General features: G+C 51.9%; 13 protein-coding genes. 10 read left to right on the plus strand and 3 right to left on the minus strand.

Annotated features, from left to right (window positions below; all coding sequences use genetic code 11):
* The first annotated feature begins 1 nt into the window (after position 1).
* From KRR23_RS11495 to KRR23_RS11515, 5 genes are all read left to right on the plus strand, one after another.
* On the plus strand, positions 2-1,237 hold the full coding sequence (locus KRR23_RS11495) for a hypothetical protein (RefSeq protein WP_216742592.1): 1,236 nt from the start codon (positions 2-4) through the stop codon (positions 1,235-1,237).
* A 26-nt stretch (positions 1,238-1,263) separates the two neighbouring features.
* The gene (locus KRR23_RS11500; protein WP_216742593.1) at positions 1,264-2,475 is read left to right on the plus strand and encodes a cysteine desulfurase; all 1,212 of its coding nucleotides are present in this window, start codon (positions 1,264-1,266) and stop codon (positions 2,473-2,475) included.
* Between the two features lie 20 nt (positions 2,476-2,495).
* Entirely contained in the window at positions 2,496-3,842 is a 1,347-nt protein-coding gene (locus tag KRR23_RS11505; RefSeq protein WP_216742594.1) for a glutamate-cysteine ligase family protein, read from the plus strand.
* Between the two features lie 130 nt (positions 3,843-3,972).
* Entirely contained in the window at positions 3,973-6,765 is a 2,793-nt protein-coding gene (gene leuS, locus KRR23_RS11510) for a leucine--tRNA ligase (protein WP_216742595.1), read from the plus strand.
* A gap of 158 nt (positions 6,766-6,923) precedes the next feature.
* On the plus strand, positions 6,924-7,931 hold the full coding sequence (locus KRR23_RS11515) for a glutamate cyclase domain-containing protein (RefSeq protein WP_216742596.1): 1,008 nt from the start codon (positions 6,924-6,926) through the stop codon (positions 7,929-7,931).
* 186 nt (positions 7,932-8,117) lie between these two features.
* On the opposite strand, the gene KRR23_RS11520 is transcribed toward KRR23_RS11515, so the two are convergent.
* From KRR23_RS11520 to KRR23_RS11530, 3 genes are all read right to left on the minus strand, one after another.
* A complete protein-coding gene (locus KRR23_RS11520) occupies positions 8,118-8,615 on the minus strand; it encodes a GNAT family N-acetyltransferase (RefSeq protein WP_216742597.1) in 498 nt (165 codons plus the stop codon).
* 384 nt (positions 8,616-8,999) lie between these two features.
* A complete protein-coding gene (locus tag KRR23_RS11525; RefSeq protein WP_216742598.1) occupies positions 9,000-10,133 on the minus strand; it encodes a catalase family protein in 1,134 nt (377 codons plus the stop codon).
* A gap of 28 nt (positions 10,134-10,161) precedes the next feature.
* Positions 10,162-11,970, minus strand: coding sequence for a di-heme-cytochrome C peroxidase (locus tag KRR23_RS11530; RefSeq protein ID WP_216742599.1), 1,809 nt, complete (start codon positions 11,968-11,970; stop codon positions 10,162-10,164).
* Between the two features lie 270 nt (positions 11,971-12,240).
* On the opposite strand from KRR23_RS11530, the gene KRR23_RS11535 reads away from it, so the two are divergent.
* The 5 genes from KRR23_RS11535 (at position 12,241) to KRR23_RS11555 (ending at position 14,930) form a co-directional block, all read left to right on the plus strand.
* Entirely contained in the window at positions 12,241-12,954 is a 714-nt protein-coding gene (locus tag KRR23_RS11535; RefSeq protein ID WP_019693069.1) for an FKBP-type peptidyl-prolyl cis-trans isomerase, read from the plus strand.
* Positions 12,955-13,247: 293 nt separating this feature from the next.
* The gene (locus KRR23_RS11540; protein ID WP_216742600.1) at positions 13,248-13,703 is read left to right on the plus strand and encodes a YkvA family protein; all 456 of its coding nucleotides are present in this window, start codon (positions 13,248-13,250) and stop codon (positions 13,701-13,703) included.
* 115 nt (positions 13,704-13,818) lie between these two features.
* Complete coding sequence (locus KRR23_RS11545) at positions 13,819-14,160, plus strand: helix-turn-helix domain-containing protein (protein ID WP_071553958.1); 342 nt, start codon at positions 13,819-13,821, stop codon at positions 14,158-14,160.
* Positions 14,157-14,528 carry a hypothetical protein gene (locus tag KRR23_RS11550; RefSeq protein WP_019693066.1) on the plus strand — a complete coding sequence of 124 codons (372 nt, stop codon included), beginning with the start codon at positions 14,157-14,159 and terminating at the stop codon, positions 14,526-14,528. The genes KRR23_RS11545 and KRR23_RS11550 overlap by 4 nt, the downstream gene beginning before the upstream one ends.
* Positions 14,529-14,930: a sel1 repeat family protein gene (locus KRR23_RS11555; RefSeq protein ID WP_216742601.1), complete on the plus strand. Its 402-nt coding sequence runs from the start codon at positions 14,529-14,531 to the stop codon at positions 14,928-14,930.
* Positions 14,931-14,940: the final 10 nt, after the last annotated feature.

Below are 14,940 nucleotides of genomic sequence, written 5' to 3' on the forward strand. Positions count from 1 at the left end.
TATGTCCTTTTCCTACTTTAAAGTACCGCTTTACTCGCCTTGGGATGCTGAAATCAAGTCTTATTTTCATCGCGATAGCAATCATTGTATTCCACTCTTGTCGAAGAGCCATATAATTTCTGGCTTCCCCAATAATTTCATGACCCCAGCACTTGAACATGCGATTAAAGTGCGGGCGGTGGAGTATGCCAATACATCGGGTTCCAGCAATCAAGTATTACAACTGGTTCGCTACAAAAATTGGTGGTCTGGTGAGTTTGAGCGGTCATATAGCTACTGCGCTGATATGGAAGGTTATTCAATAACCAAAGACAGAAAAGCGCTTCTGACCACCGCAGTGTGCTCTGTGACATCTTGTTACCTGGATAATCCAGTGTATGAGCAGAGAATCCAGGGGAGCATTTTGAACCTCAATACTCATCCGGATCCGACGCGATGGACAACAGATGACATTCAACGTATTGATACCGAGATTGCGCAGTTTCGGCCTGGTTTGCTTGAGGTTGATCCCACCTATTTAATGATTTTCCTTGCGAAACGAGTAGTGTTCGGACTAGGAGCGCCAACGTACCGTCCTCGGTACATAACCTCCTCTTATGAATTTTTGACTGTTGGGGCACGCCGTATGCTTGAGGCTGCTTATCAACTACCTGTATTCAGTATGTTTGGGGCAACTGAGTTTGGTGTCCTGTTTTTTCAGGATAGCAAGGGCAGTTATAAGCGTTGTGGGTATGAGACTGTACTTGAACTCCATCCTTTCATTCCCGAACGAAACATCTATGAGCTTATCGTAACATCCTGGAAAAATAAATTGATGCCACTTCTTCGATACCGGACGGGGGATCTGATTGAGGTTTCAGCTCATACGGACCCAGCGAAAATTTTCCTGCCCTCAGACGACGTCGAGGTGTTGAAGTTGCACGGAAGATTAAGTGATTCTTTCTCCGTTGCTCAGGGAAAAGTGAAGACGGTAGCGGACCTGGACGATATGGTGGGGCGGCTGGGGGGATCCATCCAGCAGTATCAACTTATTATTACGTTGGACGTGGTGAGTTTTAAATATGTTCCTGGACCGCTTTCTTCGGCAGGGGAGGAAGTGGGCTCTATCGAGTGCGAGCTAAGAAGCTGGTTCGGTGTCGAGTACCGCATAGAGACGGTTGCTGTCTCCTTTATCCCGCCTGAAAGCTCCGGGAAGTTTAGATTGGTAAAGTTGGAACTTCCCACTGCTGCACAGTAGCTCTACATCCTGACACGGAGAAGTTTATGGAAACTCTAGAACTCGAGAGCATGGCCCCTCTGGTTGCCCGCGACGATTTTATTTTTTTACAGGGTAATCGACGAGTTTATTTAGATAACTCTTCCACCTCGCTAAAGCCCATGAAAGTAATTAATGCCTTGACCGGGTATTATCGTGATGCTGGTAGTAATGTAGGCAGGTCGAACCACCGTTACGCCGAAGCGGCGACCGGGCTCTATGAGGCGACCCGGTTGGAGTTAGCGTATTTTTTGAACTGTGCAGCGGACGAAGTTATTTTTACGGCCAATTGTACGGATGCGATAAATCTGGCTGCAAACACGTTGTCTTTGATTCGCGGTGATCACGTCGTCATCTCTCCACTGGAACACCATTCTAACTTATTGCCATGGCTGGCATTTTGTGATGTCAGTGTTGTTCGATTAGATGAGGAAGGGTTGGTCGATCTTGATTATCTGGACTCCTTGTTGGCTTCCAAACCCGCGAAGCTAATTGCTGTTTGTCATGCATCGAACATCACTGGCAACATTCAGCCAGTCGCGGATATTTGCAAAATTGCAAAGCGTCGAGGCACGCTGACGCTGATCGATGCTGCACAAACCGTTGGCCACATTCCGGTTGATGTTGAATCGATAGGTTGCGATTTTTTAGCTTTCTCAGGGCATAAAATGCTCGGTCCCTCCGGGGTTGGAGTGCTGTTTGCGTGCAAAGAGGTTCAGTCCAGCATGCAATGCAATCGTCAGGGGGGAGGGATGGTCAATAAGGTTGACGGCAATGAGGTGACCTTCCAAACAGGCCCCGCCCGGTTTGAGGCGGGTACGCCTAATATAGAGGGTGTTATCGGTTTGGGAGCAGCGCTTGGTTACTTGTCAGACATCGGTTATAAGAGAATTCAGCAGCACGATCACTCGTTAGAAACTTACTTCTCAAAAAAAATCCAGAGCGTGCCCCATCTCTATTTTCCATTTGCTACGTCCAAGCATCACTTACCTATATTTACATTCGTTCCCGAGGGGGGGATAGATGTAGGTTTTATCTCGCGGATCTTGTCCGATAAGTATGATATCGCCATAAGTTCAGGGTTCCAATGTAATCAACCCTTGTATAGAGATCGTGGGCTGAACGGCGGACTGCGTGTGTCCATGCACCTTTACAATACCCAAGATGATATTGACAGGTTCGTCAATGCAATGACTGATCTCCAAAAGTTGATGGCCTAACAAGGAAGTAGGGGACTGATATGGCGGGTGAAGCGACGTGGAATTCAAGCGAGATATTTATCACTGAGAAGGATTGCATTCAATTTTTTCATGCCAGTAAAAAAACGCGGGAGCAGCGCCTCATCGGCTTGGAGTATGAGTTGATTTTGGTGGACCGCATGACGCTTCTCAGCGTTCCTTTTTTTGGTTTGCGTAGTTTGTCGCGTATTTTGCTAACGCTGTTACCGCTCGGTTATGTGCCTATCTATGATGCGGGTATGCTCGTAGGGTTAAAGCGTGGCGGTACGTTGGTTACCCTGGAGCCTGGTGGGCAGATCGAGTTTTCCAGTTCGCCAAGGAGGTTGATAGCTGATGTGTTGCTAGAGCTGCATACATTCTTGAAGGAGCTACTGGATGTATGTGAGTCGCTGGCATTAACCATATTGCCCATCGGTTATCGCCCGTACGGGACGGTATCCTCTGTTCAGACCGTACCCCGTACACGCTACCTCGAGATGATGCCGCTTCTTGAACGAAGCTCCCAGTCCTCGGCAGGGCAGAAAATGACGGCATCCATGCAAGTATCTTTGGATTTTGTCTCTGAAAGACACGCGGGTCAGATGCTGCAACTAGGGTTGAAATGTCAACCTTATATCGTAGCCCTTTTTGCAAACTCCCCGTTTTTCGAGAGTGGAGTCTCGCCCTTTAAAAGCTATCGAATGCACGTATGGTCGATGTTTGACCAAGCGCGGTCCGGCATTCCCGAGTTCATTTTGGATCCAACCTTTGCGGATCGTGCATTTGAGTGCTATACACAATGGGCTTTGCATAAACCGGTCTTGTTCATCTCGCGCAATGACACGTTGATTCACCTGAATGGTTTAACTTTTCATGACTTCCTCACTCACGGATTTCAATCATATCGTGCGGTACCTCAGGATTGGGTTATGCATCTTGGTACGCTCTACCCAGAGGCGCGTATGAAGAATGTTGTCGAACTTCGTTCCGCCGATACCTGTTCTCCACCTTTTGTGGCGGCGCTTTCAGCGTTTTGGAAGGGGTTGGCTTACGATGATGAGGCTCTTGAGAGTGCATTGGATCTTTTGCATGTCAAAGATGCCAATGTATTGAAGTTTCTCTATCTTGAGGCTAGTAAATGTGGCTTGAGTGGACGTAGTCCTGGTCTTGGAACATTCAAGGAGGCCACACGACATCTTGTTGGACTCGCTGCGGAAGGATTGTCAAGGCAATTGGCACCTTCGGCAGAAGTTGCTCATCTAGACGTTCTCATTGATATGGTTGAGAGAGGATTATCTCCCTCGGATATCATGCTGAAATCGGGGTTGGCCAGCAGTAGGATATCGAGTGATAGTTATATCGATGCATAAAATGCTGTGGTTTTTTGATAGAGGTAACGGAAAGCTTGGTTGGCTTAGGTTTGTGATCTGTTACCCGTTATTATAATTCTACGTTTGTCTTTAGAAAATATATTTTCCTTTATTTTATTTAGGTTTATTCATGACGATACATGATACCAGGGCGATGGAAGAGAAATGGCTTGCTCGATGGGAGCAGGGAGTACTTTATTCAGTTAGTTCTGATCTGTCGCGGCCAAAATACTATTGCCTGGACATGTTTCCTTATCCTTCTGGTGCGGGTCTTCACGTTGGGCATCCGCGGGGCTATATCGCCACGGATATTTACAGTCGGTACAAACGAATGTTGGGCTATAACGTTTTGCATCCTATGGGGTTCGACTCGTTTGGCTTGCCGGCTGAGCAATATGCAATTGAGACAGGGCAACATCCAAAAATCACCACCGACAATAATATTTTCACATTTAAGGCGCAGCTACGAAAGTTGGGTTTTTGTTATGATCCAGAGCGCGAAATAAAAACCTCAGATGCTGGTTATTACCATTGGACGCAGTGGATTTTTTCTCAGTTATTTAATAGCTGGTATGACATCGTCGATAATAAAGCGAAACCGATCACTGAGCTGATTTCGCATCTGGAGGCTTCTGGTAATACGCTGATTGCTGCATCTTCGGATGCGGATGCCCCCGTTGTTACTGCGCTTCAGTGGCGTCAGTATTCAAAACATGAGCAATCCGATTTTTTAATGAAATATAGATTGGCTTACCGTGCGGACTCCTACGTGAACTGGTGTCCGGAATTAGGAACGGTATTGGCAAACGATGAGGTGAAGGACGGCTTTTCTGAGCGCGGCGGTCATCCGGTTCATAAGAAAAAGATGAAGCAGTGGATGCTACGCATTGGTGCTTATGCGGACCGGCTTCTTGACGGTCTATCTGGGCTGGATTGGCCTGACGCGCTGAAAGATATGCAGCGGCACTGGATAGGGAAATCTCAGGGGGCTGAAATTTCTTTTCAATTGGCAGGCGCGAATTCGGCTGTCAGGGTTTTCACTAGTCATCCCGAAACACTTTACGGCTGTACTTTCTTGGTGTTGGCGCCTGAGCACGAACTGGTGGAGTCAATCACCAGCGAGGCTTTCAAGGAAGACGTGGCAGCTTATCTCGAGAAAACATCTTTTCGTTCTGAGCGCGATCGGTTAACGGGCGTAGATCAAAGCACTGGTCAGTTTACAGGGACCTATGGCGTTCACCCATTGACAGGCGAATACCTGCCGATATGGGTTGCCGATTATGTACTTGCCGATTATGGGACCGGCGCAATTATGGGTGTGCCTTGTTCAGACTCCCGGGATTTTCTATTTGCAAAAACCTTTGATCTTCCAATTAAGTACATCTATGAAGGAGCGCAAGGGTCAGAGGCTCCTTATGAGTACGTCTCAGGGAACTTGATTGATTCGAATGAGGCGACCGGGTTATCGAGCAATGCTGCAAAAGATGTGATCATGGCGAAACTTGTGGAAACAGGTCGCGGTGTGCAAACGGTGAGCTTCCGGATTAGAGATGCCATCTTCGGCCGGCAGAGGTACTGGGGTGAACCTATCCCGGTGTTCTATGATCACGATGGTATTCCTGATGTGGTACCGGACCACGACCTTCCCGTGGTGTTGCCAGACATCGAGGCGTTCCTGCCTACTAACGAAGGCGAGCCCCCGCTGGATCGAGCAAAAAACTGGAATTACCATGGGCAGAAATATGAGACAACCACAATGCCTGGCTGGGCCGGCTCGAGTTGGTATTTCCTGCGTTACATGGATCCTCGCAACGATGCGCGGCCTGTGTCGCCCGAAAATATCAGATACTGGCAATCGGTGGATCTTTATGTCGGTGGTGCGGAACACGCCACCGGCCATCTTTTGTACTCTCGGTTCTGGACGCACTTTTTGAAGGATCGGGGGCTGATTGATTTCGAAGAGCCTTTCAAAAAAGTGCTTTGCCAGGGCATGATTCTGGGGGTTTCCGCCATCATCTACCGTGATAAGGTCACCCATCAGCTTATTTCTGCAGATATTAAAGGCGAGAGAGATGTCCAGCCGCTGTATATCGATATTCGATTTGTGGATGACAGCAACCTAGTGAATGTAGATGCACTTCGATCTTGGCGGAGATCCTATGAAGATGCCGATTTCATTTTTAATGAAGGTGTCTTTTTATGCGATCGCCTGACTGAGAAAATGTCGAAATCCAAACACAACGTTGAGATACCTGACGATCTCGTCGAGCGCTATGGCGCGGATACTTTTCGACTACATGAAATGTTCCTCGGTCCTATTGAACAAACGGCTACTTGGTCGACTCAATCCATCGATGGACCCTATAAGTTTTTGCAAAAAGTAGGGCGACTTTTTCAAGACGAGAGCGGAAACTCTTTGGTGGAAGACGGGCCTGCCAATGGCGATGAGTTAAAAGCTGTGCATACGGCAATTGCCAAAGTTGGTAGGCTGACTGGCGAGATGTCGTACAATACAGCGATCGCCGCGTTGATGATATGTGTTAACAAACTAACCTCACTGAAATGCCACAAGAAAGAAGTGCTTGAGATTGTCCTGAAGTTACTCCATCCCTATGCGCCATTCATTACGGAAGAACTATGGTCTGGAATGCTTCATAATTCGGACTTTCTACTTAATACAGATTACCCTATTGCAGAAGAGCGCTTTTTGATTGAGCCTGAGTTTGAGTGTCCCGTTTCTATCGATGGTAAACTTCGATTGAAATTGATGATTCGACGAGATTTAACTGAGGTTGAAGTCCGGGCTTTAGTATTGGCTGAGCCTACGGTACAGCGCTGGCTGGAAAACAAGGAGGTAAAGAAATTTATCTTCGTGCCCGAAAAAATTGTAAACATTGTTTCCGTGTATGAGACTGTTGACTAGTCACTGCTGGCTTTTTTGGATGGAGTGAGTGTTGCAGTCAATCGGTGGACCCTACATTAGGAAGTGGGGTTTACGGATCAAGGTTCACGATTTTTTAATCGTCTTTTTATTTTTAATAATGGGCGCTCTGTAAATTTAACTACTCGGTATGGTGTTCTATGACGGATCAAGAGATCATCGGTAATAATATCGATCAGGCAATAACGATAGAGATGCGCTCTAGAAAGTGGCCCAGAGGCATCATACAATTGCTGGGCAACGCAGCTCGTGAGGAAGCGGGCACTTCGATGGTGCTTAAAGCTGCAAGAGGCCTTATACATCATGTAAAACCGGGTGATAATGTATTAATTACCTGTGTTGCGGCTCAGACACCTTGGGTTCCTTTTAGCGAAACCGACGGGCCTCCAGGGGCAGCAGCATTGGCGCGGGTGATCAGCAAAGGACTGGGAGCAATTCCCTGTTTTGTCTTGAATAATCAGCATCTGCTTCCAACTAAACACTCTTCCATGGCGCTGGGTATCCCTGTTTTTGACGGTCCGGGTATGCGTCGGCCCGGCTGCGGTATAGCTGTCGATTTCCCATTGGACATTGGTAAGGCTGAGTCGGCTTCTCAGGATATTTTGAATACCTATAGCCCGAGCGCAGTCGTCGCTATTGAAACAATGGCACCTAACCCAGTCGGAATTGTTCATTCCGCTTCAGGGAAGGCAGTTCCAGATTCAGATATTGAAGGGGCATACTATAAAGTTGTAACTGCTGCTGTAGAGAGGGGTATTTATTCTGTAGGTATAGGCGACGCTGGAAATGAGTGTGGTATGGGCAGGATCTTGCCGGCGATTCATGACATTCATCAGTATGGAGCACATTGTCTTTGTCCATGTGATCAAGGAATCGCCTCGGTCGTTTCTACCGATTCATTGATTGTATCAAGCTGTTCGAATTGGGGGGCGTATGGCTTGGCTGCCATGCTGGCTTATTTATTGAATGACCAAAGTCTGTTTCATAATGCAATAGACGAAGAAAGAATGTTGCGCGCGTGTGTCAGTGCTGGCGGTATCGATGCATTTACAGGTGAGTCTACTCCTAGCGTCGATGGGATATCTCTTTCTGCTCATGTTGGGCTCAATCATTTCCTTAACGAGATTGTCAGGAACGGACTTATTTGAATCGCCGGGGAAGCCATACGTTAGCCAAGGGTGCGTTGAGTGTTGACGGCTAATTGTGGCTTGTGCTCGACGCTGCCGCTGTATAGGGGGAACTGCCAAAGACTTATTCAGATGCAGGATGAAAACGGCTATCGTCAAAGTCGAGTTCGCCCAGTCGCTTCAGGATAAGTCTTTACAGGCATTTTTCTACTGTTCTGATGGCGGCTGATTCAAGGGGGGGATTTCATGTTTCATCGGAACAAAGGCGATGCCGTTTTTTTCGACGGCTCCTCCTTCTTTTTGGAACAAAAGAGCCTCATAGACCGGAACAGCAAAAAGTGAAGAGTTAACAGTGAATCGGCTTGAACCTCCTTGTAGCATGGCGTGTCCTTTTGCTCGCTTCCACAGTTCACGTGCGATTCCTTGGCGTTGATAGGCCTCAGACACAAAGAAGTGATAGACGTGACTGTGATCCCGCAGAGCTATGACTCCTTTGATCCCGCTCCGATCAAACGCTACCCAATAGCTGAACGAGGGCGTAGCTATAAGCTTGGCAATAGAGTCCTCGTTCATCGTCGCTAAAAAAGGTTCGGTTTGCTCATCCCTTGGCTTCACCAAAAAAAAATCGGCCAGGTTCAAAATTAGCTGACTGATTGCATTTGCATCATCCAAAGTGGCCATTCTGAAGTCGATTTCGTTGAGCATCTAATTAGAATTCCCTTTCAAGGGGGTAACTGTTGCGTGAGTTGACAGCGCTTCACCAGTCCGTATGGCGGTCTTGAGCGCATCATTTTGTGATCCATTGGGGAGCCAAACGTTCTACCGGGCAGTCAGAGTCGTTGTTACGTCCAGTATGTCGGACGCGCCGCCGGTTGTGATTCTATCCTCAACTCCCCATATGCAGCATGCTGTTCTCAAAATAACTTCCCAGTAACCTATGAAGCCATTGGCTTATGGGTTTGATGTATTCTGTTCAAAATATCTTCTCCTTGGCATTCCAGACATGCCGAGTCGGCTACGCATCTCGCAGTGCCAAAACCGTAGTAATCGTATTCTTTTGAGTGTTCACCCTTGTCGGTCTCGTATCGATTACTCGGTGTTGCGGGTGTGCCGATAATCGCTCACCGCTTCGTACACCGCTTTGCGTAGCCGATTGATACCGCCGATAGGGCGATGAGCTTCCAGGCCAAACCAGGGGTTGAAGGACTGGTTATCGCATTGCAGGTTCAGTGCTGGCGTGTCGAAGTCCTGAGCGGGGATCCGGATCCGCGCCACGGTTTCGAACGGCGCATCGCTTTCACGCCATTCAATGCTGGTGTCCTCGATCGGCATGTACCTGGTCGGGTCCTGGCGCTGGATCTGCAAGACAAAACACGCGGCTACCCGGTCCGTCGACAGCTGTTGATTCAGCGCACTGCGCAAAAAGTTTGGCAGCGCTTGATTCTGCGCAGGCAGGGTGTAGTCGGGGCAGCTGCCAGGGTCTGGTGCAACGCGGAACTTGGCATTGGCCGTACCGAATTTATACGGCGAGACGGAAAAATAAGTGCTCTGGGTCGGGCTGGCCGGGGCTGGCGCCAGGGTTGCCAAGGCAATGAACAGGTGACGAACCTGCCAGCTGCGCGGATCCCAACTCGGAAAGAACGCCATGACTTGCTTACCGTCGGCCTGGGCTGCGACGTTTTGACGGTACTCGGCGACATTGCTGACGAAGAAGTTCGGATGGCTGAACATCACGAAGTCCTGCTCACTACGGTTCTGCTGATCCTTGAGTAGCTGTGTTCCCGGTACATCAAGCAATTTGATCGCCATGCCTCGGGCATCGCGAACGCTGTCGAATTGCGGATAGGCGTTACCGTTGGACAGTCGCAAGATGGCTTGCCAGGTCTTGCCGGCCTCGCTAAAGACACCTTGACGCAGTTCAGGCGTGAGGTCGGCCAGCACTTGAACCTCGGCCTTTACGCAGCCATGCGCCTTGGCGTGGGCATCGCGCAGGAAACGAGTGTTTTCGCGGTGCTGGTCGACGATGCGCACGGCGGTCTGGATGATGTCCCGCGTCATTGCCGCTTCACCCGCCGGAATCTGTTCTTTGGCAGAGACCGGACCGCTGTGATGCCAGGCGAACCAGGCTGTCGCCACCGCCCAGCCCAGCAAGCCGAGCCCCAACAGGAGCAGCAGGGTCTTGCCGAGCAATACGCCGATGCGCAGCCAAAGCGTGATCAACATGCACGAATCCTTTTTGCTGCGGTGATGGTCATGGTAGTTGCGACTCCAAAGGGCCGCCGAGCACCTTCAGGTATTCCACCAGCGCCCAGCGCTCTTGGGGTTGCAGCAGTCGGCCGATGACCCCGTTGCCTCGTTCGCCTGGACGAAATTCGTGACCACTGTTGTGGTTGCCGGTGATTCGCGTGTCGAACTCAAAACCGTTGCTGAAGGCTTCAGTGCGATAACCCAGGTGCTGTGGGTCGTATTCGAACGTGCCTCTATAGAAGGTGGCTGCACGCTCATCCTGCGGCGAGAGCAGTTGGTAGATGTTCGGTACTGAACCGTTATGCAGAAACGGTGGCGTCGCCCAGACGCCCGCCAGCGGTCGTGCCTTGTAGACACGTAGTTCACGAACGCCAATCGGCAGGCCGTATCCATCCATGTCGGGGCGCTCTGCAGGTGTGACGTTGGCGTCACGGTAAGCGCGGTTCTCGACGAAGGCAGTCACGTAGGCCAGACCTTTGGCCACCGAGAGTTTGCTCAGGTCCAGCGGCCCGGTAGGCGCCGGGTGCAGTTTGACGTCAAGTTTCGCCAGCTCGGCCAAATCCCACTTGAGCGCGCTCAGGTCGAAACGGTGGTCGGCGATGTTGTTGGCGGCGCCCGGGTCGGTACCAATGACGTCGACCGGCAACATTTTCAATTTCTGCTCAGGCCGACCATTGGTCACTGTCACGTTCGGTACATGGCAACCGGCGCAGTTTTCGGCGAACAGCGTGCGGCCCTTGGCGGCCAGTGGTTTGTCGATGTTGCCGAGCAATGCTTCGGGCCATGCCGGAGGTTTGAGTCGCTTCAGGGTTTCTTCGATCAGTTGCAGGTCGCGTACTCGCACGCTGGAAGGGTAGCGATCATCGCCCTTGAGCGGCTGGCCGGCGGCATCGAAGAAGTTCAGCGTCGCGCCGACGCCCAGGGCTTCGCCGATGTTGCGCGCCATGGGTTGCTGGGCTGAGCCGTTCCATTGCACCCAGTCGAAGCTCCAGATATCCCACAACTGCGGATAGTCCACCGGGGCATTGGCCACTCGGTAGTTGTTCGGCGAAATAGCGTCGCCGAAACTGGCGTTGGCAATACGTCCGAAAGCGTCGGTACGGCCGGGACCTTCTTCGGTGGGATAAAGGCCGCGGTGGGTGTCATTCCAGGCAGCGCGCAGGAAGGTATCCAGCGAAGTTTTGAAGTCCTGGCGCAGTTGTGAGTGTTGGGCGTCATAGTCCTGACCCAGCACGTTGCGTGCGAAGCGTTCGAATTTCCAGGGGGTGTAGTAGGTCGAGGCGAGGCTTGCGACCAATGCCTGACCGAAACTGCCGCCGCGCAGAGTGGGGACACTGGAAGGCAATACGTGCTGTGCCGAGCCGCCGTCGATGCGTACCGCCTGGCCTTTAAAGCGCAGCTCGCCGGTGTGGCAGGCAGCGCAGGTAACATCCAGAAACTCTTCTTTACTGTCTGGATTCTGATGGCGGGCGAAACCGACGGGCAGGTTGCCTGGGTTGTTGGGTGTGGCTTTTTGGGCCGGATCAACCAAAAAACCAAAACGTGCCAGGTATTCGGGCGCGGCAAAACGTTGCTCCGAGAACGGTAGTTCAAGTGCTGTGAACCAGTTGTAGCGCAGGCCTTTGACCTGTGTACCCTGTGGTGTGAAGTAGTAGGTCTGGCGGTCGGCGGCGTCCCATTGCTCGAGGTAGTTCACCTGCTCGACTGGCGTATAGGCCGGTAGCTTCGGGTTGGCGACGTAATACAGGACCACCGCCAGAGCGACTGCCAGCAGGGTGATTATCAGCAACAGCACGCGGATCAAGAGGCGCAAGTTAAACATCCTTGTTGATTTATAGCCTTGTTATGCCTTAGCTCCAGGTGCGAGGCAAGTGGCCATTACGCCAGACGCTGTAGGAACCGGCGTTTATTGCGCTGAGAAGAAGCTGACAGAAGCTTCATGACCAGCGCTCGCAAAATGCGTTAAAAGACCTGAACTTATCGGAGCTTTCCTGCTCTCATGCCGGTAGCCATTGGTCGTGGCGGCCTGATAAGCTCGCGGCTTTATTCGATTGCCCTTTAGGCGCATGAACAAGGAAATAGCATGAAACAGCATCGGTTGGCGGCGGCGGTGGCCCTGGTTAGCCTGGTACTTGCGGGTTGTGACTCGCAGACCAGCGTCGAGCTGAAAACCCCGGCGCAAAAAGCTTCCTACGGTATTGGCCTGAACATGGGCAAGAGCCTGGCTCAGGAAGGCATGGATGACCTGGACTCCAAAGCGGTAGCCCAAGGCATCGAAGATGCCGTTGGCAAGAAAGAACAGAAACTGAAGGATGACGAACTGGTCGAAGCTTTCGCTGCGCTGCAAAAGCGCGCTGAAGAGCGTCTGGCCAAGATGAGCGAAGAGTCGGCAGCTGCCGGCAAGAAATTCCTCGAAGACAACGCGAAGAAGCCGGGTGTCGTTACCACGGCTTCGGGTCTGCAGTACGAAGTGGTCAAGAAAGCCGATGGCCCACAGCCTAAGCCGACTGACGTGGTGACTGTCCACTACACTGGCAAGCTGACCAACGGCACCGTATTCGACAGCTCCGTCGAGCGCGGCAGCCCGATTGATCTGCCGGTTAGCGGCGTGATCCCGGGTTGGGTTGAAGGTCTGCAACTGATGCACGTCGGCGAGAAGTACAAACTGTACATCCCTAGCGATCTGGCCTACGGTGCACAAAGCCCTAGCCCGGCAATCCCGGCCAACTCGGTGCTGGTATTCGACCTGGAACTGCTGGCGATCAAAGATCCGGCAAAACAAGACGCTGCCAAGTAATCAGCGTCTGCTATAAAAACAACGCCCCGTTCATGCGGGGCGTTGTTGCATCTGGCGTTCGGTGGTCGACAATTCAAGCGAACGGACGCGGTGGAGTGGAGTCACAGCATTGAGGGTGCCGCAGCTAAACGCTGTAGGTTGCCAAGTCAATGAAATATTGGGTTTTTTTATGTGAGTAAAAAACGCCCGATCTGAGCTTAGCCCTTGTAGGACGTGGCCTTCAGGCGTGAAAAGCGGCTCTGTTCACAAGGTTATCCACAATTTGTGTGGATAACATTTCAGCGGGAGAGATGATGAAAGCACCTTGGAACTTCGCTCGATTTCTACCCTTGGCGGGAAGGTTGCTCAGTCGTGGGCGATTACCGGCCCTGTTGTTTGCCGTAGCCAGAAAAGGGGCGAGCCAGGGTAACCGTTTGGGCAAGCTTAAAGATGACCTGAGATTGCTGCAGGCATTGTGCCTGGCGTACTGGCGCGGTGAGTATCGGGATATCAGTCGCAAATCGATGCTGATAGTGGTGGCGGGGCTGATGTACTTCCTCAGCCCGCTCGACGCGATCCCGGATTTCATCCCGGTATTTGGCATGCTCGATGACATCGCCGTGCTGGCCTGGGTCATGAAAACCCTTGATGACGAACTGAATGCTTTCCGTGCCTGGCGCGACCGTCAGAGTCCAGAAAAGCTTGCGGTCGTGGAGCGCTTGCCTGATACGCCGGAGCAATTACAACTGCAAGGCCCGAAAAAAACCTGAGTTGAATCAGGTTCATCCACAGATTGATCGCCCCTCGCGACCTTATCGGCTGTTAGGATTACACTTCTAAGGAAAAGTGCTGACTCGCTAAGTGTTGTTGTCCTACGGGGTAGTCATGGATATTCAGATAATTGCACGTGATGGCGAACCCGAATATGCGGTTCTGCCGTGGGCTCAGTATCAAGCGTTATTGAAAGCAGCAGGCGTCACTGAACAACCACCGCGTGAAGCGACAGTCCGTCACGCGGCCACAGCAGACCAGGTTCTTCCGGGTCTGGATCAACTACGCAGTTTGCGCGAAGGGAAGGGCATCGCCATTGAGGCGCTGGCCCGCACGGTAGGCATCAGCCCGTCTTACCTGGCCTTGATCGAAAGTGGCGAGCGTCAACCTGACGCAGCGATTCGCCGCAGCCTGGCCTGGGAATTGACGGTGCCGGGATGGAGGGATGAATCGTGAGCGTACGCATCAGTCGTCAGCATTGGGACGGTTTAATCGGCGAGCTGGATCAGGCCCGCCGTCAGCGTCATCTTTTGACGTATCGCGCTTTGCTTGAGCGTTTGCAGTTGCCAAGCCCGGCCATGCAAACCCTGACTGCTGCGCTTGAGCACCTGGCAGCTCTGGATGCACGGGCCGAGCAGCCGCTACGCAGTTCGCTGGTCATCAGCCAGGGCGCTAGCCGTCTGCCGCGCACCGGGTTCTTCGAATGCGTCGAGCGCCTGGGGCGTTTCTCCGGGCCTTCCGATGGCGTGGCTGCCGCGTCCTGGCATGCGTCGGAAGTGGTACGGGTGTTTGAGTACGAATACCCCGAATCTGCGGAGGCCTGAATGCTCTGGCGACTCAAGGCCCGTGCCAGTTACTGGCTGGCACGCAGGCTGTTTCATTGGTCATGGTTTGTCCGCCAGCCACGCGGCTGGAGCTGGCTTGAAGGCCAGTTCGCGCGCATGGCGAACCTTGGTGATGTCGGTGCGCAAAGTTTCTATGGCCACATCCTGACGTTCCGTGGCCAAGGTCTCGGTGCCCGTGAAGAAGGCGTACGTTTGTTGCGCCTTGCCGCATTGGCGGGGGACGGTAAAGCAGCCTATCAGGTCGGGGTGATCAGCCTTGCCGGAACACCGAGCAAGGCCCCTGACGCTGCCGAGGCGGCGCGTTGGTGGCAGATGGCGGCCAAAGCCGGACATCCGCTGGCCGAGCTCAAGCTCAAGGAACTGGCGTCGCGTGATGCTTGACGGCCACTCT

The organism is Pseudomonas sp. CVAP#3 (genome assembly GCF_018986375.1).
GTDB lineage: Bacteria > Pseudomonadota > Gammaproteobacteria > Pseudomonadales > Pseudomonadaceae > Aquipseudomonas > Aquipseudomonas helvetica.

Excerpts from the sequence above, each read along its gene's own strand:
- KRR23_RS11495 (WP_216742592.1), top strand. The coding sequence starts at position 2 with ATGTCCTTTTCCTACTTTAAAGTACCGCTTTACTCGCCTTGGGATGCT.
- KRR23_RS11500 (WP_216742593.1), top strand. The coding sequence starts at position 1,264 with ATGGAAACTCTAGAACTCGAGAGCATGGCCCCTCTGGTTGCCCGCGAC.
- KRR23_RS11505 (WP_216742594.1), top strand. The coding sequence starts at position 2,496 with ATGGCGGGTGAAGCGACGTGGAATTCAAGCGAGATATTTATCACTGAG.
- leuS (WP_216742595.1), top strand. The coding sequence starts at position 3,973 with ATGACGATACATGATACCAGGGCGATGGAAGAGAAATGGCTTGCTCGA.
- KRR23_RS11515 (WP_216742596.1), top strand. The coding sequence starts at position 6,924 with ATGACGGATCAAGAGATCATCGGTAATAATATCGATCAGGCAATAACG.
- KRR23_RS11520 (WP_216742597.1), bottom strand. The coding sequence starts at position 8,615 with ATGCTCAACGAAATCGACTTCAGAATGGCCACTTTGGATGATGCAAAT.
- KRR23_RS11525 (WP_216742598.1), bottom strand. The coding sequence starts at position 10,133 with ATGTTGATCACGCTTTGGCTGCGCATCGGCGTATTGCTCGGCAAGACC.
- KRR23_RS11535 (WP_019693069.1), top strand. The coding sequence starts at position 12,241 with ATGAAACAGCATCGGTTGGCGGCGGCGGTGGCCCTGGTTAGCCTGGTA.
- KRR23_RS11540 (WP_216742600.1), top strand. The coding sequence starts at position 13,248 with ATGAAAGCACCTTGGAACTTCGCTCGATTTCTACCCTTGGCGGGAAGG.
- KRR23_RS11545 (WP_071553958.1), top strand. The coding sequence starts at position 13,819 with ATGGATATTCAGATAATTGCACGTGATGGCGAACCCGAATATGCGGTT.
- KRR23_RS11555 (WP_216742601.1), top strand. The coding sequence starts at position 14,529 with ATGCTCTGGCGACTCAAGGCCCGTGCCAGTTACTGGCTGGCACGCAGG.